Source organism: Spirillospora sp. NPDC047279, from assembly GCF_040643285.1.
Lineage (GTDB): Bacteria > Actinomycetota > Actinomycetes > Streptosporangiales > Streptosporangiaceae > Spirillospora.
In genome coordinates this window covers 642260-664775 of record NZ_JBEYUA010000004.1, presented here as the reverse complement: position 1 = coordinate 664775, position 22516 = coordinate 642260, and the positions used below count along the sequence as shown (strand labels likewise).

Below are 22516 nucleotides of genomic sequence, written 5' to 3'. Positions count from 1 at the left end.
AACGCCAAGCAGCAGATAATCACCACTCCTCCACCCACCACAGCAACCAACGTGACCGCAACGCTCGAACCGCTGAACGAGATCGCAGTGGGTCACTTCGACTCCGCCCAGCCGTCCACCCGGATCAGCCACCCCGCTTCGAGAAAACAACAACCCCAGCCGACCACCCGCCGCCGGACGATCAGAAACGCAAATGCGCACAGCTCGCGCGAGACCGAGCCAACGCCAAGCAGCAGATAATCACCACTCCTCCACCCACCACAGCAACCAACGTGACCGCAACGCTCGAACCGCTGAACGAGATCGCAGTGGGTCATTTCGGCTCCGCTCAGCCGTCCCCACTGGCCAGCCGCCTTAATTCGAGATAACGACCACCCCAGCCAGCCACCTCCCGGTAGGACAATCAGACACGTAAGTGCGCACAGTTCGTGCGAGGCCAGGCCAACGCCAAGCGGCAAATGACCGCCACCCCCAGCCGCGCACACAACCAAACGTGACAACAACGCCATGAATGGCACACAAGACCACATCGGGTCAATTCGTCTCCACGAAAAACCCGGCCCGCCGATGAACGGCGGACCGGGCATCCGGGTCGTCACCCAGGAGTGAGTGACCAGGGAGTGACCCGGGATTCACTCGGGGTTCACTCAGGGAGGCCGCGCAGGAAGGCGCGAATCAGGGTGGCACTTTCCTCCAGATGGGTGGTGAGCGGGAAGTGCCCGGTGTCCAGGAGGTGGATCTGGGCGTCCTTGAGGTCGCGGGCGAAGGCGCGCGCGCCGTCCGGGCCGAAGATCTCGTCGTTGCGGCCCCAGGCCGCGAGGAGGGGCGGCTGGTGGGTGCGCAGGTACTCCTGCCACGAGGCGTACAGCCCGGGGTTGGTGCCGTAGTCCAGGAAGAGCGACATCTGGATGTCCTGGTTGCCGGGCCGGTCGAGGAGGGCCTGGTCGTGCACTTCGAGGGCGGGGTCCACGAGGGAGGTGTCGGGAACGCCGTGCGTGTACTGCCAGTGAGTGCCCTCCGAGGTGAGCATGCCTCGCAGCGCGTCGCCGTTGGCGGGTGACGGGTCGGCCCAGTACGCGCGGATCGGTGCCCAGAACGGGGTCAGGCCCTCGTCGTAGGCGTTGCCGTTCTGGGTGACGATGCCGGTGATGCGCTCGGGGTGGCGCAACGCCAGGCGGAAGCCGACCGGCGCGCCGTAGTCGTGCACGTAGATCGCGTAGCGGGTCAGGCCGAGCGAGTCGAGCAGGGCGTCGACCACGTCGGCGAGGCGGTCGAACGAGTACTCGAAGTCGGCGGGTGCGGAGCTGAGGCCGAAGCCCGGGTAGTCGGGGGCGATCAGATGGAACTCGTCGGCGAGTTCTTCGATGAGCGTGCGGTAGGCGATCGAGGACGTCGGGAAGCCGTGCAGGAGGACGAGCGTCGGGGCGGACGGCGTGCCGGCCTCCCGGTAGAAGACCTCCAGTCCGTCGATCCGGGCGAAGCGGTGGCGCAAGGTCATGACCATCTCCAACCATCTATCGGCATTTAGCCGGTTAGGGGGCTCGGCCACGATAGCCCGGCCACCAAAACCGGTCAACCTCACTTAGGGGGTTAGACTGATCGCCATGAGACCGCTGACGGGTGAGCCACTGGCGCTGGACCTGGCCAACACGACGTGGCTCCTCGAGGGCGTCTGGGTGGACGCCTTCGACGACCCCGACGGCGTGGCCTCCTGGCTGGCCGAGCACGCCCTGCCGACCGGGCCGGCAGGGCCGACCGGGCCGGACGCGCGGGCGAGCCTGATCGAGGCCCGGGACGCCGTCCGTGCCGCGCTCCAGGGGGACGAGGGGCCGCTCAACGACGTTCTCGGGCATGGAGCGCGGCGGCCCCTGCTGCGCGACGGCGAGCCCGTGGAGGAGCTCGTGATCGACGCCCCGGGGCGGGAGGCCGCCTGGATCGCGGCGGCGGATCTCGTACGCCTGTACGCCGAACGCCCGGAGCGCATCCGCGAGTGCGCCAACCCCGAGTGCGTGTTGTGGTTCTACGACGTCACCAAGAACGGGCAGCGGCGCTGGTGCTCGATGGAGGTCTGCGGCAACCGCGCCAAGGCCGCGCGGTTCCAGCAGCGTCACCGGACCTGACAGGCCGGAGGACGAACCGCGCGAACGCCTCGACACGGCCGGGTGGCACGGCCGCCGTGCTTGACCTGGAGCGCACTCCAGCCAGCAGAGTGGAGGCATGCGCATTGGACTTCAGATTCCAAGCTTCACCTTCTCCGGCGGCCCGGAACGCATCGGGCCCGAGTTCGGCCGGATCACCCGCGAGGCCGACCAGGGCGGGCTGCACTCGTTGTGGGTGATGGACCACTTCTTCCAGATCCAGGTCGTCGGCCCCGCCGAGGAGCCGATGCTGGAGGGCTACTCGGCGTTGTCGTACGCGGCCGGGATCACCGAGCGGATCACGCTCGGCACCCTGGTCACCGGGGTCACCTACCGGCATCCGGGCGTGCTGGTGAAGACGGTGACGACGCTGGACGTGCTGTCGGGCGGGCGCGCCTGGCTGGGCATCGGCGCCGCGTGGAACGACGAGGAGTCGCGCGGGCTCGGCATCGCGTTCCCGCCGACGGCCGAGCGGTTCGAACGGCTGGAGGAGACGCTCCGGATCGCCCGGCAGATGTGGGCGGGTGACGAGAAGCCGTTCGAGGGGCGGCACTACCAGCTGGAACGGCCGCTCAACTCGCCCCAGCCGGTCCGCCGCCCGCACCCGCCGATCCTGATCGGCGGCGGGGGCGAGAAGAAGACGCTGCGGTTCGTGGCCAGGTACGCCGACGCCTGCAACCTGTTCGACAGCGACGAACTGCCGCACAAGCTCGAGGTGCTGCGCGAGCACTGTGAACGGGAGGGGCGCGACTACGCCGAGATCGAGAAGACGGCGCTGACGTTCCTCCCGGGCGGGACGCCCTCGGTCGACCAGGCGGTCGACACGGTGGGACGGCTGGCCGCGCGCGGCGTCGACCACGTCATCTTCTCGCAGGGCACCGGCCAGGACCTGGCGGGCGTCCTCACGCAGGCGCTGGCGCAGACCGAGAAGGTCACGCCCGCCGGCCGCTGAGCCGACGGCGGGTTCCGGCGCCGGTTCAGCGGCGGCGCCGGAGCCCGCCCAGCGGTCGTGCGACCGCTACATGTTCGACTGGACGGTGATCTGCGTGATGGTCTGGACGACGAGGCCGAACACCCCGACCACCACCAGGACGATCAGCAGCACGCGCCCGTTCGGGCTCAGGATCAGCGGACGCGTCGGCGACACGCGCGGCTGCTCTTCGAGGCCCTCGTCGCCGAACAGCCGCTTGGGATAGGCCGGGGTCAGCAACATCGCGTACGCGTTGTAGCGCATGACGTACCGCTGGACCGCTGCGGTCGACTCGAAGAGCGCGGGCGGCGCGTGCCCGCTGATCAGCACCGCCAGCCAGATGACGAACGAGGCCGCCGACCATCCGGCCGCCACGATCTGGGACACGATGGCGGCGGGGATCACCAGGACGAAGCGGAAGAGGACCGCGACCCGGTTGAGCGGGTCCTGGCGCAGCTCGATCCGCACCGGGTAGTCCGGCGCGCTCATGGCGAACGGCGGGTAGGCGTCCAGGAGCAGGTAGCCGTACGCCGACACGCGCGTCCACCAGCCGAGGTAGCCGGCGAGGAAGCGGTGGATGCCGTCGGGCAGGCGGCCGAGGAAGAGCGCGGCGACCCATCCGGCGATGACGACGAAGAACACCGCGATGCCAAGGAAGAACAGCACGATCAGGTGCGGGATCAGCAGGATGAGGCGCAGAGCGATGCTCCAGCGCCGCTGCTCGGCGGGCGCGTCGATGTCGAGCGCGGGCAGGAACTCGGTGCCGCCTGTGGCGGTCGTGGTCGCCATGGCCGGAGGGTACATCCGCGCATGTCAGGTGACGAGCGGCCGCGTCCGGCAGCGGTCAGGCACGGCCGGTTCCGGCCTCCGCCGTTTCCGCGCCGGTCTCCAGCAGAATCGGGTCATGAGCTCCTACAGCCAGCCGGGCACCGTCCTGACCGACCACCGCTTCGCCGTCCCGCTCGACCACGGCGATCCGGACGGGCGGCGGATCGAGGTGTTCGCGCGCGAGGTCGTGGCCGCCGGCAAGGCCGGGCGCGCCGATCTGCCCTGGCTGCTCTACCTTCAGGGCGGTCCGGGTTTCGGGTCGCCCCGGCCGGTGGGCCGCGAGTCGTGGCTCGACCGGGCCCTGGACGACTACCGGGTGCTGCTGCTCGACCAGCGGGGCACGGGCCGTTCGACGCCGGTCAACCGGCGCACGCTGGCGCGGGTGGGCGACGCCGCGGCGCAGGCCCGCCACCTGGCGCACTTCCGCGCCGACTCGATCGTGCTGGACGCCGAGCTGATCCGGCGCGGCCTCATCGGGAACCGGCCGTGGAGCGTGCTGGGGCAGAGCTTCGGCGGGTTCTGCGCGACCACGTACCTGTCGTTCGCCCCCGAGGGACTGCGCGAGGTCTTCGTCACCGGCGGGCTGCCGGGGCTCACCGCCACCGCCGAGGACGTCTACCGCGCCGCCTATCCGCGCGTCGCCGCCAAGAACCGCGCGCACTTCGAGCGGTACCCCGGCGACGCCGGACGCGCGGCGCGGATCGCCGACCATCTGCGCGACCACGACGTGCGGCTGCCGGGCGGCGGCCTGCTGACGGTGGAGGCGTTCCAGGCGCTCGGCCTGATGCTCGGCAGCGGCTCGGGCGGTCACCGGCTCCACTACCTGCTGGAGGACGCGTTCGACGACGCCGGTGACGGCTTCGGCACCGGCGACGACGAGCTCACCGACACGTTCCTGGCGCAGGTCGAGGGCCAGCTGAGCTTCGCGTCGGCGCCGCTGTACGCGACCGTGCACGAGGCTATCTACGCGCAGGGGCGCGGCTCGGCGACCCGGTGGGCGGCGCAGCGGGTCCGCGCCGAGCACGCCGCGTTCGACCCGGCCGAACGGCCGCTGTCGTTCACCGGCGAGATGATCTATCCCTGGATGTTCGAGACCGACCCCGCGCTGCGGCCGCTGCGCGCCGCGGCCGAGCTCGTCGCCGAACGCGACGACTGGCCCGCGCTGTACGACGCCGCCCGGCTGCGCGGCAACGAGGTGCCGGTGGCCGCCGCCGTCTACCACGACGACATGTACGTCGACCACGGCATGTCGATGGAGACCGCGGCGACGATCCGCGGGCTGCGCGCCTGGGTGACCAACGAGTACGAGCACGACGGCCTGCGCGTGAGCGACGGCCGCGTGCTCGACCGGCTGATCGGGCTGGTCCGCGGCGAGTCCTGAGGGCCTGACGGATCAGGCCCGCCGCGGCTCGGTCCTGGTCCGGATCAGGCCTTCTGCAGGTCCCTCATGCGCGCGATCTCGGCGTTCTGGCCGGACATGACGTCCCGGGCCATCTGCTGCACGGTCACGTCGGTGCCCTTGTCGAACACGTCCTTGACCATGGTCAGCGCGCCCTGGTGGTGGACGATCATCAGGTCCAGGAAGAGCTTGTCGAACGCGGCGCCGCGGGCCTCGCGCAGCTGCGCCATCTGGGCGGGGGTGGCCATGCCCGGCATGTTCGCGTGCGCGTCCGCCTTGCCTCCGTGCGCGCCGTGGCCGCCGTGCCCGCCGGTGCCCGCCGAGGTGGGCTTGCCCTTCTGCTTCAGCCACGACTGCATGGCCGAGATCTCCACCTGCTGAGCCTTGTCGATGCGTTCGGCGAGGGCCTTGACCTTGGGGTCGGCCGCCTGCCCCGGCGCCAGCACCGACATCTCCACGGCCTGCCTGTGGTGCGGGATCATCATCTGGAAGAAGCGCACCTCGGCGTCCGTGGGCGGCTTGGCCGGAGACGGCCCGAGGAGCGCGGTCTTGTTCGGCTCGCCCGGACGTCCAGGCTGGAGCACGGTCTGCTTCGGACCGGCCTCCTTCTGGTCGCCGTCTCCGCTGCATCCCGCGAGGCCACAGGCGGTCACGACCGCCGCGACGCCCGCCACCGCCAACCGGTGTCGCATCAACAATCCTCCAAGCTGCTCAGATAGGCCGGACGCTACCCACTCCGGACGTCACCGCGAAAGCGGGCTTAGGTCTCAAGATGCTCACAGGTGGTCCCAGGCCTGGTCAAAACCCCGCGAAGGTCCCATACTCCGTTGATCAATGACATATAGACGGGGGCACTATGTTCGAAGGAGACAGAGTGGCGCCAGTCCTCAGACGCGGGACCAGACGCAGAACCCTGCTGGGCGGTCTCGCGGGAATCGTGGTGGCGGTCTCGACCGCCCTCGTCGGGCCGGCCGCTGCGGCGGACATCCCCGCGCCCAACGAGATCGCCAAGTCGGACAACATCCACCACTTGGCGAACATCCCCAAGCAGGCCCCGTTCGAGGCCGAGAGCTCTCTCGGCTCTGACTGGGCCTTCAAGGGCAAGTACGCCTACGGCGGCAACTACGAGGGCTTCACGGTCTACGACATCAGCAGGCCGTCCAAGCCCAAGGTCGTGCAGGTCGTCCACTGTCCCGGTGCACAGAACGACGTCTCGCTCGCCGGCAACCTGCTGTTCCTGTCGACCGACCGTTCCATGAGCAACGACTCCTGTCAGGCTGTCGCGCAGCCCGCCACGGAGAAGTCCTCGTGGGAGGGCATCAAGATCTTCGACATCAGCAACCCGGCGGCGCCCCAGTACGTGAAGTCCGTCGAGACCAAGTGCGGCTCGCACACCAACACGCTCGTCCCGGGCAAGCGCGGCACCGCGTACATCTACGTGTCGTCGTACAGCCCGAACGACACGTTCCCGGACTGCAAGCCGCCGCACGACCTGATCTCGATCATCAAGGTCCCGCTCAAGAACCCCGCCGCGGCGGCCCTGGTGAGCGAGCCGGTGCTCTTCCCGGACGGCGGCAACCCCGGTGACGGCAACCCCTACCCCGAGGGCACCTCGGCGACCAGCGGCTGCCACGACCTCACCGCGTACCCGGACAAGGACCTCATGGCCGGTGCCTGCATGGGCGACGGCGTGCTGTTCGACATCTCCGACCCGCTGAAGCCGCGCACCATCCACACCGTGCGCGACGACACGAACTTCGCGTTCTGGCACTCGGCGACGTTCAACAACAGCGCCACCAAGATCGTCTTCACCGACGAGCTCGGCGGCGGCGGCACCGCCACCTGCAACCCGACCATCGGTTCGGACAAGGGCGCGGACGCCATCTACGACATCGTCGGCAAGGGCAGCAAGCGCAAGCTGGAGTTCCGCAGCTACTACAAGATCCCGCGCGCCAACACCGACACCGAGAACTGCGTCGCCCACAACGGCTCGCTGATCCCGGTGAAGGGCAAGGACATCATGGTCCAGGCCTGGTACCAGGGCGGGATCTCGGTCTGGGACTTCACCGACTCGCGCAAGCCGAAGGAGATCGCCTGGTTCGAGCGCGGCCCGCTCGACGCCACGCGCCTCATCACCGGCGGTTCGTGGTCGGCGTACTACTACAACGGCTACATCTACTCGAACGACATCCAGAAGGGTCTGGACGTCCTCGACATCCGCGACAAGCGGACCGACAAGGGCAAGCGCGTCTGGCTGAGTGAGCTCAACACCCAGTCGCAGCCGGATTACTTCGACTGATCCAGCGGCTCGCTCGTCTGCGACACCTGTGACCGCCGTTCCGGACCTCTCGCGAGGACCGGGACGGCGGTCTCTTGCGTGGTGCGGGGCAGCCTCAGGCCGCCGTCGGGGTGAACACCCACTTGCGGTACGACCAGTAGCGGAACGCCGAGCCCAGGCCGAGGCCGATCAGGAGCGCGATGTTGTAGGAGAGGCCGCCGGTGAGGCCCAGCGTGTAGAACGTGAAGCCGGTGACCAGCACCTGGATCGACATCCCGATGCCGTTGAGCGCGAAGAAGATCACTACCTCGCGGCCGGACCCGTCGCTGTCGCGCTCGCGGAACGTCCAGTGCCTGTTGGCGAGGTAGGAGAAGAGCGTCGAGGCCATGGTCGGCACGACCACGCTGGTGACCGGGCTGCCGCCCAGCCAGTGGCGGAGCAGGTTGGCTCCCCCGATCGTGATCACCGTGCCGACGAACCCCACGAACCCGAAGCTCAGCAGCTCACGCAGGAACGTGCGGTGGGGAGTGGCGGTCACGACCGTTTTAGTCGGTCTTGACCGCTGCATGGTACTCACTCGCCCAGACCTTACCGGAGCGTGACATATGCCCTGGCCGCGTAGTCCAAATTGAGATCAACTGCGGGCGGTGGCGGTGGCGCCCGCGAGGAAGAAGATCATGAAGATCAGCACGGCGGGGATCGCCAGCGCCCAGCCCAGCCCGACCGCCTGCGCGACGAAACCGATGACCGGCGGGCCGCCCAGCAGGCCGAGGTAACCGACCGCGGTCACCCGGGAGATGCCCACCGCGGCGGGCACGCCGGGCAGGTTGCCGGCCGCGCTGAACGTGACCGGCGCCACGGCCGCCGCCCCGACGCCGAACAGTGTGAATCCCGCCACCGCGGCCGCCGGATGCCCGGCCAGCAGGCCCAGCGCGAGCCCGGCGGCACCGATCAGCGAGCTCACGCGCAGCACCCGGACGGGCCCGAACCGCGCCACCACCCGGTCGCCGACCAGCCGCCCGGCGGTCATCGCCACCGAGAAGCCCGCGAAGCCCAGTCCCGCCACGCCGGGGCCGGTGTCGAGGGTCTCGCGCAGGTGGACCGCGCTCCAGTCGGCCATCCCGCCCTCCCCCACGAACGAGCACAGCCCGATGATCCCCAGGAGGGCCAGCCTCCACCGCATCCCCGCGTCCATCACCGCCCGGCCGGCCCGCGGACCGCCGCCGCGACCCGTCCCGCCACCGCCCGTTCCGCCGCCCTTTCCGCCGCCCTTTCCGTCCCCGGCGGCCAGGCCGGGGCCGCCGTCCGCCACGGGCATCACGTCGGCGGACGGGTCGAGCAGGTCCCGGGCCACCAGCAGCAGGAACCCCGTCAGGACCAGCGCCACGCAGCTCAGGTGCACCGGCACCGGGACCGCCGCGTGCGCCGCCGCCGACCCGACGAGCACGATGACCAGGTTGCCGACGCTGTACGCGCCGTGCAGGCCGGACATGAGGGGCCGCCCGTACCGCCGTTCGACCACCACGCCCTGCGCGTTCATGGCCACGTCCATCAGGCCCAGCGCGGCGCCCATGACCAGCAGGGAGATCGTCAGCGAGCCGAGGTTCCAGGCCAGCCCCAGCGGCACCAGCGACAGCGCGCCGACCAGCCCGGCGACCACGGTCGTGGCCCGGCTCCCCCAGCGCTCCACGATCCGGCCGGCGAACCTGACCGCCGCCACCACGCCGAGGGGCGCGCCCAGCATGGCCACGCCCAGCGCACCCTCGCTCAGCCCGAGATGTTCCTTGATCTGCGGGATGCGGGCGGCCCACGCCACGCTGATCATGCCGTGCACCGCGAACGCCACCGTCACGGCGACGCGCGCCCGCCGCAGCCCCCCAATGATCATCAAGACCCGACTGTACGCCGGGCCTCTGGATCAAGGTAGGAGCGCTCAGACCTCGGTCAGCGGGACCTTGGGATCGGTGAGGCGGTCGCGGTCGGCCTCGCGGCCCGACCGGATGAGCGCCTGGACGTCGTCGGTGACGTCCCAGACGTTGACGTTCATGCCGGCCACGACCCGGCCGCCGGAGAGCCAGAACGCGATGAACTCGCGCGCCCCGGCGTCGCCCCGGATGACCACCTCGTCGTACTCGCCGGGCCCGACGGCGCCGGCCATCTCCATGCCCAGGTCGTACTGGTCGGTGAAGAAGTACGGGATCTTGTCGAAGACCACGTCCTGGCCGAGCATCGAGCGCGCGGCGGCCGGGCCGCCGTCCAGCGCGTTCGCCCAGTGCTCCACCCTGATCCGCTTGCCGAGCAGCGGGTTGTAGGCCGCCGCGACGTCGCCCGCCGCGAAGATGTCGGGGTCGGAGGTGCGCAGCGCCTCGTCGACCAGGACGCCGTCGGACACCTCCAGGCCGGCCTCCTCGGCCAGCGCCGTGTTGGGCCGGATGCCGATGCCCACGATCACCACGTCCGCCGGGACCTCCGCGCCGCCCGAGGTGACCACCGCCGACACCTGCCCGGCGCCCCAGAAGCCCGCCACGCCCTGGTCGAGCCGCAGGTCGACGCCGTGCTCGCGGTGCAGCCCGGCGAAGATCTCGCCGATCTCGGGGCCCACGACCCGGTGCAGCGGGGACGGCTCGGGCTCGATCACCGTGACGTCGTTGCGGTAGGTGCGGGCGGCGGCGGCCGTCTCCAGGCCGATCCAGCCCGCCCCGGCCACCACGACGCGGCGCCCGCCGGGCGCGATCGCCTCGCGCAGCTTGGCGGCGTCGGCCATCGACCGCAGGTAGTGGATGCCCTGCAGCTTCGCCCCCGGCACGTCGAGCCGGCGCGGCGAGGAGCCGGTGGCCAGCAGCAGCCGGTCATAGCGGACGGGCTCGCCGGCCGCGGGCCACACCTGGTGCGCCTCCCGGTCGACCCGGGCGACCGTGGTGCCGAGTTTCAGCTCGACGTCGTTCTTCTCGTACCAGTCGGGCGGATGAACGTGCGCCTTGTCGCGTTCCTCCTCCCCCAGCAGGAAGCCCTTGGACAGGGGCGGCCGCTCGTAGGGACGTTCGATCTCCTCCCCGATGAGCACGACCCGCCCCTGGAAACCCTCCTCGCGCAGGGTCTCCGCCGCTTTGGCGCCGGCCAGGCTCGCACCGACGATCACGAACGTCTCCTGGGGCATGGCGACCTCCCAATCCGTAGGGCACCGCGTAAGGCGTCGTTCCTGCTATCCCTACAGCGGCCTTACCCACCAGACAAGGGCCACACCCGGGCGCGGCCTGCGGTCTCAGTCGCGTCCGGACAGCCGCCGCCACCTGGAGATCGCCGAAACGTCGGTGAGGGAGGCGATCTGGTCGACGACCGCGCGCAGCCGGGCCGCGTCGTCGGGCGCGTCCAGATAGGCGGCCCGGAAGGCCGGGTCGAGGGTGCCGGGCGCCCCGGCCTGCATCAGCTCGGCGAGTTCGGTCAGCAGCTCGCGCTGGCGGGCCCGGCGCTGCTCGTGGCTGATCCACACGTGGTGCGCGGTGACGCCCTTGAGCAGGGCGCACTCCAGGCGCTGGTCCCGCGGGACGATCAGGTCGGCGGCGTAACGGGTCAGCGGCCGGTCGCCGTACCGGGCGCGGGTGGCGTCCTCGGCGGCCAGGCAGAACCGGCCGATCAGCGTGCTGGTGAGGTTCTTGAGCGCGGCCAGCGAACGCTGCGTGCCGTCGTAGCGGGACGGCCAGTAGGGCGCGGCCAGCAGCTCGGTGAACCGTTCCTCCAGCTCGGCCAGGTCGGCGTCGTCGCAGTAGAGCTTGATCGTGGTCTGCGCGACCAGCCGCCGCTCGGCCGGGTCGGCCAGCAGGGCGAAGTCGATGTGCCCGGCGACCAGGGCGTCCTCCAGGTCGTGCACGGAGTAGGCGACGTCGTCGCTCCAGTCCATGACCTGGGCCTCGAAGCAGGGGCGCCCTTCTGGAGCAGCCTCCCGGGCCCAAGCCGCGACGTCGGCGTCGTCCTCGTAGACACCGAACGGGCCACCCCCGCCTGCGCGGGGAGCACGAACCCGGGAGGAGTCCTTGCTCCACGGGTATTTCATCACGGCGTCGAGTGCGGCACGCGTGAGGTTGAGCCCCACACTCCTTCCGTAGAGTGGCGGGCCGTCGGGGGCGAAGGACTTGGGCTCCAGCCGGGTCAGCACCCGCAGGCTCTGCGCGTTGCCCTCGAAACCGCCGCAGTCGCGGGCGATGCCGTCCAGCGCGGTCTCGCCGTTGTGGCCGAACGGCGGGTGCCCGATGTCGTGCGACAGGCAGGCCGTCTCGACCAGGTCGGGGTCGCAGCCGAACGACTTGCCCAGCTCACGGCCGACCTGGGCGCACTCCAGCGAGTGGGTGAGCCGGGTGCGCAGGCTCTGCACGTTGTCGGCGGCCGACTGCGAGCCGGGCGAGGCCACCTGGGTCTTGGCCGCGAGCCGCCGCAGCGCGGCGCTGTGCAGCACCCGGGCGCGGTCGCGCTCGAACGCGGTGCGATCCCGCCGTTTGGGCGCCTCGGGCGCCCATCGTTCCCGGTCGCGGTCTGCATATGTCGTCATTACCCACCAGGGTATGCGGGTCCTCTGACGTCCCGGTGGCCAAAGGGCGTCGCTGGGGACGCGGGTTACGGGCCCTCGGGCGGCGTCGAACCCTTGATGGTCTCGCTCGGCGGCTTCCAGCTCTTGCCGAGCAGGACGTAGGAGAGGTAGCCGCCGGTCTCGCGGACGATGTAGTGGAACTGGGTGTCGCGGGTCTGCACGCTCGGCCCGCTGCGGGTCGGCGACGCGGCGGCGTGGATGCCGGCGTCCTCGGCCATGCGCTTGGACCGCAGCCCGTGCCACGGGTCGGTGACGATCACGCCCGAGTCCAGCCCCAGCCTGTCGAACTGCCGGCCGACCGCCTTCATGCTCTCCAGCGTGTCGCGGCCCTCGCCGACCGCGATCACCTTGTCGGCGGGCACCCCGCCCTTCTGGACGAGCCAGCGCTTGCCGGCGGCGGCCTCGGTGAAGTTGTCCTTGGGCTGCTTGCCGCCGACGGTGACGATGCGCGGCGCGACTCCGGCCCGGTAGAGCTCCAGGGCGTGCTGCAGGCGCCACTTGAGCGTCGGGGACGGCACCCCGTTGTACTGCGCGGCCCCCAGCACGATGATCGCGTCCGACTTGGGGCGTTCGTCCTGCCGTGCCTGGTACCAGACGCGCCAGCCGACGACCAGCGGGGTGAACACCACGATGGCGAGCAGTCCCAGGACCACGCTCACCGTGACCACGAACAAGCGCGACCGGCGCTTGCGGGCCCGCTTGCCCCTGCGGGGCTGGTCTTCCGGCCCCTCTTCGGGGTCCTCGGCCTCGGTTTCCGGCAACTCTACTTCCAACGTCATCGCATCGGACACGTTAGTTAGATGGTCCGCCGCGGCCGTGGAGTTCACAACTCCTCGGCGCGGCGGACCATGAGAGATCTCACCCGGGAAAGTTCGCCCGCGAGGGAACCGGATCAGCGCGCGTCGGAACCGCCCGACTCGATCGCCGCACGGGCCGCCTCCAGGCGGGCGACCGGGATGCGGAACGGGGAGCAGGACACGTAGTCGAGCCCGACCTCGTGGCAGAAGTGCACCGAGTCGGGATCGCCGCCGTGCTCGCCGCAGATCCCGAGCTTGAGGTCGGGGCGGGCCTTGCGGCCCTCCTCGGCGGCGATGCGCACCAGCCGGCCGACGCCGTCACGGTCGAGGGTCTCGAACGGCGACACGCCGAAGATGCCCAGCTCCAGGTAACGGGAGAAGAAAGCCGCCTCGACGTCGTCGCGGGAGAAGCCCCAGGTGGTCTGGGTGAGGTCGTTCGTCCCGAACGAGAAGAACTCGGCGGCCTCGGCGATCTGCCCGGCGGTCAGCGCGGCCCGCGGCAGCTCGATCATGGTGCCGATCAGGGCGTGCACGTCGACGCCCGTGCTCTCCTCGACCTGGGCGAGGATCTCCAGCGCCTCGTCGCGGATGGCCTCGAGCTCCTGGACGGCGCCCACCAGCGGGATCATGATCTCGGGCTTGGGCTCGCCGCCCGCCCGGGCCCGTTCGGCGGCCGCTTCGGCGATCGCCCTCACCTGCATCGAGAACAGGCCAGGAATCACCAAACCCAGCCGCACGCCGCGGAGTCCAAGCATAGGGTTCTGCTCGTGCAGTCGGTGGACGGCCTCGAGCAGCCTCCGGTCCTGGGGGTCCGCCGCGTCACCGGCGAGGGCCACCTTGACCGAGAGCTCGGTGAGGTCAGGGAGGAACTCGTGCAGCGGCGGGTCGATGAGCCGGATCGTGACCGGCAGGCCGTCCATGGCCGTGAAGATGCCCTCGAAGTCCTGCTTCTGGAGGGGCTCCAGGGCGTCCAGCGCCGCCTGCCGTTCGTCGTCCGTCTCGGCCAGGATCAGCTTCTCGACCAGCTGCCGCCGGTCGCCGAGGAACATGTGCTCGGTCCGGCACAGGCCGATGCCCTGGGCGCCGAAGCGGCGCGCCCGCGCGGAGTCCTCGGGGTTGTCGGCGTTGGCGCGGACCTTCAGCCGCGCCCGCTCGTCGGCGTGCTTCATGAGGCGGTGCACCGCCTGGACGAGCTCGTCGCCGTCGGCGGCCTTCAGCTCGCCCTCGAAGTAGCGCACCACCGGCGAGTCCTCGACCGGCACCTCGCCGAGGAAGACCTCGCCGGACGTGCCGTCGATGGAGATCACGTCGCCCTCGCGGACGGTGACGCCGCCCGGCGCGGTGAACACCCCGCCCTTGACGTCGACGTCGAGCTCCTCGGCACCGCAGACGCAGGTCTTGCCCATGCCGCGGGCGACGACGGCGGCGTGCGAGGTCTTGCCGCCGCGCGAGGTGAGCACGCCCTGGGCGGCGACCATGCCGGACAGGTCGTCGGGGTTGGTCTCGCGGCGCACCAGGATGACGTCCTCGCCCCGCCCGGCGAACTCGGCGGCGCGCGCGGAGGTGAAGACGGCCTTGCCGACGGCGGCGCCGGGCGAGGCGTTCATGCCCTTGGTCAGCAGCGTCCCCTCCTTGGCCGCGCCGGCGGCGAAGCGCGGGAACATCAGCTGGGCGAGCTGGTCGCCGGTGACCCGGTCGACGGCCTCGTCGGCGTCGATGAGGCCCTGGTCGAGCAGCTGGCAGGCGATGCGGAACGCCGCGGCGGCGGTCCGCTTGCCCACCCGGGTCTGCAACATCCAGAGCTTGCCGCGCTCGATCGTGAACTCGATGTCGCACATGTCGAGGTAGTGGTTCTCCAGCGTCTCCATGATCTCGAGCAGCTGGTCGTACGACGGCTTGTCGATCTTTTCGAGCTCGATCAGCGGCACGACGTTGCGGATGCCGGCCACGACGTCCTCGCCCTGGGCGCTCTGCAGGTAGTCGCCGTAGACGCCCTGCTGGCCGGACGCGGGGTCGCGGGTGAAGCAGACGCCGGTGCCCGAGTCCATGCCCATGTTGCCGAAGACCATGGAGCACACGTTGACGGCGGTGCCGAGGTCGACGGGGATGCGCTCCTGGCGGCGGTAGAGGATCGCCCGCTCGGCGTTCCAGGAGTCGAAGACGGCCATCATGGCCAGGTTCATCTGCTCGCGCGGGTCGGTGGGGAAGTCCCGGCCGGCCTGGTCGCTGACGATGTCCTTGAACGTGCCGACCAGCTCGCGGAAGTCGCCGGCGTCCAGGTCGTTGTCGTCCTTGGTGCCCCTGGCGTCCTTGGCGGCCTCCAGGGCGTCCTCGAACAGCTCCCCGTCGATGTCCAGCACGGTCCTGCCGAACATCTGGATGAGGCGCCGGTAGGAGTCCCAGGCGAACCGCTCGTCGCCCGCCTGCGCGGCCAGGCCGTGCACGGACTCGTCGTTGAGGCCGATGTTGAGGACGGTCTCCATCATCCCGGGCATGCTGAATTTGGCGCCGGAACGTACGCTGACGAGCAGCGGGTCTCCAGCCTCTCCGAGGCGCTTGCCCATCGCGCTTTCGAGCGCGGTCAGGTGGTCGTCGATCTCGGACTCGAGCCCCTCGGGAAGGGTCCCGTGCTCGAGGTAGTACCTGCAGGCCTCCGTTGTGATCGTGAACCCAGGCGGCACTGGCAGACCGAGATTGGTCATCTCGGCCAGGTTGGCGCCTTTGCCACCCAGCAGATCCTTGAGGTCCTTGTTTCCCTCAGTGAAGTCATAGACGAACTTCGGCACGAGGAGCTCCTTCACGCTCCGGTTCCACCCAGCACAGGGCGCCCGGGTCTCCCGCTCGGTGGAAGCCCTATGCCCTGTTTGCGGGGACTGTACCCGCGAAGCGGACCACTGCTCGTCGCCCGGGCTCCCACCGTACGTCCTCGCAGGTCAGAGGCCGACCACTGGTCTATTCCAATGCGGACATTCCAGACAAGTCACGTCGGAAAAGGCCCTGGTACATGGCGTACCCATTGCGATTGAGAGGGAATGATGGATCAAGGAGGTGAGGTTGTGGTGAGGCCGATGGTCGCCGGCGGCCGGGCGGGAGACCCGTTCGCCCCGATCGCCGATTACGGGTTCCTGTCCGACTGCGAGACGACCGCGCTGGTGGCGCCGAGCGGCAACATCGAGTGGATGTGCCTGCCGCGCATGGACTCCCCCAGCGTGTTCGGATCGATCCTGGACCGGGACGCGGGCTACTTCCGCGTCGGCCCGGCAGGCGTCGAGGTGCCCGCGGCCCAGCGCTACATACCCGGCACCATGGTGATGGAGACCACCTGGTGGACGCACGGCGGCTGGCTGGTGGTGACGGACGCCCTCCTCATGGGCCCCTGGCATCACGAGACGGAGCGATCTCACACGCATCGGCGGGCGCCCACCGACTATGACGCGGATCACGTGCTGCTGCGCATGGTGCGGTGCGTCAACGGCCAGGTCCAGGTGCGGCTCGACTGCATGCCGGTGTTCGACTACGGCCGCACGCCCGCCCAGTGGGACCACACCGGCGCCGGCTACCACGAGGCCGTCGCGAGCGGCAACGGCGTCTCGCTGCGCCTCACCACGGACATGAACGTGGGCTTCGAGGGGTCCCTGGCCACCTCGCGCACGCTGCTCAAGCAGGGCGAGGCCCGGTTCGTGGCCCTGTCGTGGAGCGAGCACGAGCCGCCGGGATCCTACGAGCAGGCGCACGAACGCCTCGTGTGGACCGTCCACCACTGGCAGCACTGGCTGGACCGGGGCCGGTTCCCCGACCACCCGTGGCGCAGCCACCTGCAGCGCAGCGCGCTGACGCTGAAGGGCCTGACGTTCGCGCCGTCCGGCGCGGTGGCCGCCGCCGCGACGACGTCGCTGCCGGAGACCCCGGGCGGCGACCGCAACTGGGACTACCGCTACACCTGGATCCGCGACTCCACGATGGCGTTGTGGGCCTTCTACACCCTCGGGTACGACTGGGAGGCCAACGACTTCTTCTACTTCATCACCGACGTGGCCGAGGCCGCCGAGGGCAAACTGCAGATCATGTACGGGCTGGACGGCCGCGAGGAACTCCCGGAGTCCACCCTCGACCACCTGTCCGGCTACGACAACGCCAAGCCGGTCCGGATCGGCAACGAGGCGTACATGCAGGCCCAGCACGACGTGTGGGGCGCCATCATCGGCTCCATCTACCTGTTCGTGCGCAAGCGGGATCGCCTCGACGACCGGCTGTGGAAGATCGTCGTCAAGCAGGTCGAGGACGCGGTCGACAACTGGAAGCAGCCCGACTGCGGCATGTGGGAGGTCCGCGGCGAGCCCCAGCACTTCACCTCGTCCAAGGTGTTCTGCTGGGTGGCCACCGAGCGCGGCGCCCGCCTGGCCCGCATCCGCGGCGACAACGAGCGCGCCCAGCGCTGGCAGGCGGCGGCCGACGAGATCCACGCCGACGTCCTGGCCAACGCGCTGGACGAGCGCGGTGTCTTCACCGCCCACTACGGCGCGACCGCCCTGGACGCCTCGGCCCTGCTGATCCCGCTGCTGGGCTTCCTGCCCGCCGACGACAAGCGGGTCCGCGAGACGGTCCTGGCGATCGCCGACGAGCTGTCCGAGGACGACCTGGTGCTGCGTTACCGGGCCGCCGAGACCGACGACGGTTTCGACTCCGAAGAGGGCACGTTCACGATCTGCTCGTTCTGGCTGGTGAGCTCGCTGGTCATGGTCGGCGAGCTGGACCGCGCCCGGGCCCTGTGCGAGAAGCTGCTCTCGTACGCCAGCCCGCTCCAGCTGTACGCGGAGGAGATCGACCCGCACACCGGCCGGCACCTGGGCAACTTCCCGCAGGCCTTCACCCACCTGGCCCTGATCAACGCGGTCATGCAGGTCATCCGCGCCGAACACGACCAGGACCCCCCGCCCCTGGCGTGACCCGAAAGGCCAAAGGGTCAGAAGGACCGAGAGACAGGCCGCCGCGACCAGACATCGCGGCGGCCTTCTTCGCGGGCCCTGTGCGAACGGCATACCTTGGGTACTGGCTCGTAGGGATGCGCTGGGGTCGTATCGCCAACACCAGATCCTTGAGCCGGGCGGTGCCGGCACCGTGATCGATGTACCGATCCGAATCAGGATCGACGGGGAACGTTTGAGAGGCCTGAGTCGCTGAACTCGGCGCAACCCTCACCTGGGACATCGTGATTGTTTCGGGGTGAACGATCACAGAATGACAACGGCGCTGGATAGGGCGTTATTTGTTACATAGCTCCCATATCGTCGCGAGCCGTGACTGTGCCAGCGGACGGTGATGAGCTCGAGGCGGCGGGGGGCGGCTGGGCCGTGCCGGAGCCGGCGCGGGAGCACGCGAGCGAGCCCGGGCCCGCCGCGTCGGCGGCAGCGGAGGACGGTGGCGCGCGGGCCGGTGCGTACGAGGACGTCGGCGGGGTCGCCGGGTTTCTGGAGCGGCCGCCGCGGACCAACCGGTTCGCGGCCGTCGCCCTGGCCACCGGGTTGTGCGGGATGGTCCTGTTCGCCGTCGGGTTCGGCGTCGCGGCACTGGTGCAGATCCGCCGCCGGAACGAGAAGGGCAGGGGCATGGCCGTCGGCGGCCTCGTCGCGGCGGGCGCCTGGGGCGTCCTGATCGTCACCGTGGTGCTGACGGTGGCGATGGCCGGCACCGGCGACTCGGGCGGCAAGGGCATGGGGACGTTCCAGCTCTACCCGCGGGCCGGCCAGTGCTTCGACTTCACCGGGCGGACCCGTTCGATCAACACCGACATCGTCGAGTGCGACCTGCCGCACGACGGCGAGATGGTCCTGGTCTTCAGCCTGCCCGCGGGGCCGTGGCCGGGCGACGCCGAGGTCTCCCGGCTCGGCACCGCCGGATGCCAGGAGCGCATCCGCGAACGTTTCAGGACGCGCACGCCGGTCGAGGGCGGCAGCGTCTTCGCCCTGTACCCGCGCCGGTTCTCCTGGCGGATCGGCAACCGCGAGGTGAACTGCGCGATCACCGCCGACGGCGGCACCAAGTTCGGCAGGCCGCTCGCGGTGCTCGCCGCCGGGGTGCGCGCCTGGGAGGACGTGAAGCCGGGCGACTGCTTCGTCCAGGCCGTGAAACGGTCCTCGACCGTCCGGCTGGCCGCCTGCGACGCCCCGCACACCGGGCAGGTCACCCACACCTTCACCGTCCCGGGCGCCCGGTGGCCCGGCACCAGGGCCATCGACGCGAAGGCGTCGGCGGGCTGCACGGCCCGGTGGGACGGGCTCTTCGCGAAGAACCCGCCCCCGGTCCGGATCGAACGCTGGTACCTGACCCCCTCCAAGGAGTCGTGGGCGCTCGGCGAGCGCGCGTGCGTCTGCTACGTCACCGGCAAGGGCGGCCAGAGCCTGAGCCGCTCGGTCGTCCCCGGCTGACGCCCGCCGCTCAGACGACGGCGCCGGATTCGCCCGGCTTGCGGGCGGGCGGGCGTTTGAGCGTCTTGGGGCGCGGTGCCGGCGCCTTGACGAACCGTTCGAGGACGATCGCCAGCGGGGTGGCGGTGAACACGCTGGAGAACGTGCCGACGCCGATGCCGACGAGCAGCGCTAGGGCGAAGTCGGTCAGCGAGTCGCCGCCCAGGAAGGCCAGCGCCGCCAGGATGAAGACGGCGCCCATCCCGGTGTTGACCGTGCGGGGCACGGTCTGCAGGGCGCCCCGGTTGGCGATGTCGGCGAAGCGGCCCTTGGGCTGGTCGCCCCAGAGTTCCCGGATGCGGTCGAACACCACCACCGAGTCGTTCACCGAGTACCCGACGACGGTGAGCAGGGCGGCCAGGAAGACGCCGTCGACGGGTTTGCCGAGCCAGGCGAAGACGCCCACCACGATGATCACGTCGTGGAACATCGCCAGCACCGCGCCCGCGCCGAAGCTCCAGCGGAACCGGATCGCCAGGTAGGCGAGCTGGACCAGGAGGGCCACGCCGAGCGCGATGAGCGCCTTGGTGCGCAGTTCCTCGCCCAGGCTGGGTCCGATCAGCTCGTCCCGCTGCTTGGTGACGTCGCCGCCGCCCTTCTCCGCGAGGGCCCGCTGGATCTCGGTGACCTCGGCGTTGGACAGGTTCTCGGTGCGGACCGAGATGTCGTCCTCGCCGGAGGTCTGCACGACGGCGCGCGGGAAGCCCGCGTCCGCCACGGCCGAACGGGCGGTGTCGATGTCGAGCGTCCTGCTGGTGGAGTACTCGACGAGCCGGCCGCCGGTGAACTCGACGCCCCAGTTGAGCCCCTTGGCGAAGACCCCGGTGAGGGCCACGGCCACGGCGAGGCCGGAGAGCGCGAGCCAGAGCCTGCGGCGTTTCATCAGGTCCGGGTTGCGGCGGTCCAGCCAGGTGCGCAGCCGGCCCACCGAGCCGAGGCCGGTGAGGCCGGGGCGGCGGGCGAGGAACCCGCGGCTGAGCGCGGCGTCGGTGAGCACCCGGCTGAGCAGCAGGGCCGAGATCATCGAGCCGAGCACGCCGATCGTGAGCGTGACGCCGAAGCCCTTGACCGGGCCGGACGCCAGGAAGAACAGCAGCCCGCCGGCCAGCAGCGTGGTGATGTTGGAGTCGGCGATGGCCGACAGGGCCTTGGTGAAGCCGGTGCTCAGGGCGACGCGCACGCCGCGTTTCGGCGCCGCCTGGTACTCCTCTCTCGCGCGTTCGAACGCCAGCACGTTGGCGTCGATCGCCATGCCGATGGCCAGCACGAACCCGGCGAGGCCCGGCAGTGTCAGCGTCGCGCCGATCATCACCAGCGCGGCGTACGAGATCAGGGCGTAGCAGGCGAGGGCGATCGCGGCCAGGGCGCCGACGAGCCGGTAGACGGCGATGATGAACAGGCCGGTCAGGATCACCCCGATGACGGCCGCCTTGGCGCTGGCGTCGATGGCCGCGTCGCCGAGGGTGGGGCCGACCACCCGCTGCTCGATGGTCTTCACCGGGACGGGCAGCGACCCGCCCTGGACCAGCGCGGCCAGTTCCTTGGCCTCCTCGGGGCTGAACTCGCCCGTGATCTGGGTCGATCCGCCGGCGATGCCGACGTTGCAGGCCACGTCCTGGACGACGCCGGGCGAGGAGATCACCTTTCCGTCCAGCACGATGGCGATGCGGCGCTCGTCGCCCACGGCGCAGGCGGCCTTGCCGGTGACCTGCTGCCAGGCCTTGCCGCCTTCGCCGCGGAACTTGATCGTGACGAACCAGCCGCCGACGTTCTGGGTGTCGAACGAGGCCTCCGCCGACCCGATGCCGTCGCCGGTCAGGACGGCGGGCCCGATGATCATGGGCTGCCCGCGTTCGTCGGCGATGGACTGCTCGCCCGCCTTGGGCTTCCCGTCGGCGGTGCGCACGGGATGGGCGGTGAGCTGGGCGGTCTTGCCGATCGCTTCGGCCGCCCGGGTCGGGTCCTGGACGTCGGGCAGCTCGACGATGATCCGCCGGTCGCCGGACCGGGTGATCGACGCCTCGGCCACGCCGAGCGCGTCGACGCGGCGCTGGAGCACCTCCCGAGCCCGGTCGGTGTTCTCCCGGGTCGCCTTGGCGTTCGGCGAGTCCTGCGTCTCGAGCACGATCTGGGTGCCGCCGCGCAGGTCGAGGCCGAGCCGGGCGGGTTTGGACAGGGCGAAGTACAGGGACGAGGCGAGCACGGCGAACGCCAGGATCGCCCGCACCACGTTGGCGCGAGTCAAAGGGGGCAACCTTCCACGTTGTCTGATCAGGGGAGACGCCGTGCGCCACCGGCCGTCCCGGGGTGGGGACGGGCGCGGCGGGACGGCGCTCTGCGGTGCGCCGTCGCCGTCACGAGGACGGCGAGGGCGGGCGAGGCGCAGTCAGATCAGGCGAAGGAAGGCGGGGCGCGGCCGCGTGGCAGGCCCGGCGGGGCCGTCTCGAACGGTCCGGCGTGCTCGGGCGCGCGGCCGAGGCGGGCGACGGCCGGCGCGGGCGCGATCCCGGCACCGGTGCCGGCGACCGCGGGGATCTGGTCCGGGACGGGCGCGGTCGCGGGTGCGGCCTGCCTGGACGTCGCCGCCGCGACGGAGACGACCACGCAGTCGGCGCGCGGAGCGGGGCAGGTCTTGGCGCCCCTCCCCCGGCTCGCCGGGCCCGGAAGGCCTGGCTGGCCGGGCTGGGCGGCACCGGCCCGTACGCCCGCGCCGACGGAGCCGGACGCGGGGGCGGCGCCGGGCAGGACCACGAAGCCGAGGACGCCCAGGACGATCAGGAGGAGCCTGACGACCCGCCCGCGTTCGTCGCCGGCGGGCTGCGAGGCGGATGGGGAGGCGGGCTGGGAGGCGGACTGGGAGGCAAACAGGGCGGAACGCCGAGCGTCGCTCACGCGCGTCCCCCCATCGGTGTTACCGGTGCGCCGCCGGTGTTCGATCGGTGTGCCACTGGTGTTCCGGCGGCTTCCCGCCACGCTACCGGACGGGCCGTCACGGTAGATCCGGTTCGACCGGAGGACGCGACCTCGGAAAACGTGAAGGTGTCTCAATCCGGCCAGACC

General features: G+C 70.8%; 18 protein-coding genes. 7 read left to right on the top strand and 11 right to left on the bottom strand.

Annotation, left to right across the window (positions count from 1 at the left end):
* Window positions 1–240, top strand: a 240-nt coding sequence (locus ABZ810_RS13680; RefSeq protein ID WP_358402842.1) for a hypothetical protein, incomplete at its 5' end; no start/stop codon positions are given.
* 403 nt (window positions 241–643) lie between these two features.
* On the opposite strand, the gene ABZ810_RS13675 is transcribed toward ABZ810_RS13680, so the two are convergent.
* A complete protein-coding gene (locus tag ABZ810_RS13675) occupies window positions 644–1498 on the bottom strand; it encodes an alpha/beta hydrolase (RefSeq protein WP_358402840.1) in 855 nt (284 codons plus the stop codon).
* A 106-nt stretch (window positions 1499–1604) separates the two neighbouring features.
* On the opposite strand from ABZ810_RS13675, the gene ABZ810_RS13670 reads away from it, so the two are divergent.
* Complete coding sequence (locus ABZ810_RS13670; protein ID WP_358402839.1) at window positions 1605–2120, top strand: CGNR zinc finger domain-containing protein; 516 nt, start codon at window positions 1605–1607, stop codon at window positions 2118–2120.
* A gap of 97 nt (window positions 2121–2217) precedes the next feature.
* Entirely contained in the window at window positions 2218–3090 is an 873-nt protein-coding gene (locus ABZ810_RS13665; protein ID WP_358402838.1) for an LLM class F420-dependent oxidoreductase, read from the top strand.
* 66 nt (window positions 3091–3156) lie between these two features.
* Here the strand turns inward: ABZ810_RS13665 and ABZ810_RS13660 are convergent, their stop codons facing one another.
* A complete protein-coding gene (locus tag ABZ810_RS13660; RefSeq protein WP_358402836.1) occupies window positions 3157–3897 on the bottom strand; it encodes a DUF4389 domain-containing protein in 741 nt (246 codons plus the stop codon).
* Window positions 3898–4012: 115 nt separating this feature from the next.
* Here ABZ810_RS13660 and ABZ810_RS13655 point away from each other — a divergent pair, with 115 nt between their 5' ends.
* Window positions 4013–5317 carry an alpha/beta fold hydrolase gene (locus ABZ810_RS13655; RefSeq protein ID WP_358402834.1) on the top strand — a complete coding sequence of 435 codons (1305 nt, stop codon included), beginning with the start codon at window positions 4013–4015 and terminating at the stop codon, window positions 5315–5317.
* 44 nt (window positions 5318–5361) lie between these two features.
* On the opposite strand, the gene ABZ810_RS13650 is transcribed toward ABZ810_RS13655, so the two are convergent.
* Window positions 5362–6027: a DUF305 domain-containing protein gene (locus ABZ810_RS13650; RefSeq protein WP_358402832.1), complete on the bottom strand. Its 666-nt coding sequence runs from the start codon at window positions 6025–6027 to the stop codon at window positions 5362–5364.
* A gap of 248 nt (window positions 6028–6275) precedes the next feature.
* Here ABZ810_RS13650 and ABZ810_RS13645 point away from each other — a divergent pair, with 248 nt between their 5' ends.
* Complete coding sequence (locus tag ABZ810_RS13645) at window positions 6276–7634, top strand: hypothetical protein (RefSeq protein ID WP_358402831.1); 1359 nt, start codon at window positions 6276–6278, stop codon at window positions 7632–7634.
* Window positions 7635–7728: 94 nt separating this feature from the next.
* On the opposite strand, the gene ABZ810_RS13640 is transcribed toward ABZ810_RS13645, so the two are convergent.
* The 6 genes from ABZ810_RS13640 to ppdK all read right to left on the bottom strand — a co-directional run bounded on the left by ABZ810_RS13640 (window position 7729) and on the right by ppdK (window position 15778).
* Window positions 7729–8151, bottom strand: coding sequence for a GtrA family protein (locus ABZ810_RS13640; RefSeq protein WP_358402830.1), 423 nt, complete (start codon window positions 8149–8151; stop codon window positions 7729–7731).
* A gap of 96 nt (window positions 8152–8247) precedes the next feature.
* Complete coding sequence (locus ABZ810_RS13635; RefSeq protein WP_358402883.1) at window positions 8248–9501, bottom strand: MFS transporter; 1254 nt, start codon at window positions 9499–9501, stop codon at window positions 8248–8250.
* A 45-nt stretch (window positions 9502–9546) separates the two neighbouring features.
* Entirely contained in the window at window positions 9547–10770 is a 1224-nt protein-coding gene (locus ABZ810_RS13630) for an FAD-dependent oxidoreductase (protein WP_358402829.1), read from the bottom strand.
* 105 nt (window positions 10771–10875) lie between these two features.
* A complete protein-coding gene (locus ABZ810_RS13625) occupies window positions 10876–12156 on the bottom strand; it encodes a deoxyguanosinetriphosphate triphosphohydrolase (protein WP_358402828.1) in 1281 nt (426 codons plus the stop codon).
* 65 nt (window positions 12157–12221) lie between these two features.
* A complete protein-coding gene (locus ABZ810_RS13620; RefSeq protein ID WP_358402827.1) occupies window positions 12222–12974 on the bottom strand; it encodes a YdcF family protein in 753 nt (250 codons plus the stop codon).
* Window positions 12975–13087: 113 nt separating this feature from the next.
* A complete protein-coding gene (ppdK, locus tag ABZ810_RS13615; RefSeq protein ID WP_358402882.1) occupies window positions 13088–15778 on the bottom strand; it encodes a pyruvate, phosphate dikinase in 2691 nt (896 codons plus the stop codon).
* A 270-nt stretch (window positions 15779–16048) separates the two neighbouring features.
* Between ppdK and ABZ810_RS13610 the strand changes: the two genes are divergently transcribed.
* Window positions 16049–17938 (top strand): glycoside hydrolase family 15 protein, encoded by a 1890-nt coding sequence (locus ABZ810_RS13610; protein ID WP_358402826.1) that lies wholly within the window; start codon window positions 16049–16051, stop codon window positions 17936–17938.
* A 351-nt stretch (window positions 17939–18289) separates the two neighbouring features.
* Entirely contained in the window at window positions 18290–19417 is a 1128-nt protein-coding gene (locus ABZ810_RS13605; protein ID WP_358402825.1) for a septum formation family protein, read from the top strand.
* A 10-nt stretch (window positions 19418–19427) separates the two neighbouring features.
* Here the strand turns inward: ABZ810_RS13605 and secD are convergent, their stop codons facing one another.
* Together secD and ABZ810_RS13595 are read right to left on the bottom strand one after the other, a co-directional pair.
* On the bottom strand, window positions 19428–21701 hold the full coding sequence (secD, locus tag ABZ810_RS13600; RefSeq protein WP_358402824.1) for a protein translocase subunit SecD: 2274 nt from the start codon (window positions 21699–21701) through the stop codon (window positions 19428–19430).
* A gap of 146 nt (window positions 21702–21847) precedes the next feature.
* Window positions 21848–22348, bottom strand: coding sequence for a hypothetical protein (locus ABZ810_RS13595; RefSeq protein ID WP_358402823.1), 501 nt, complete (start codon window positions 22346–22348; stop codon window positions 21848–21850).
* Window positions 22349–22516: the final 168 nt, after the last annotated feature.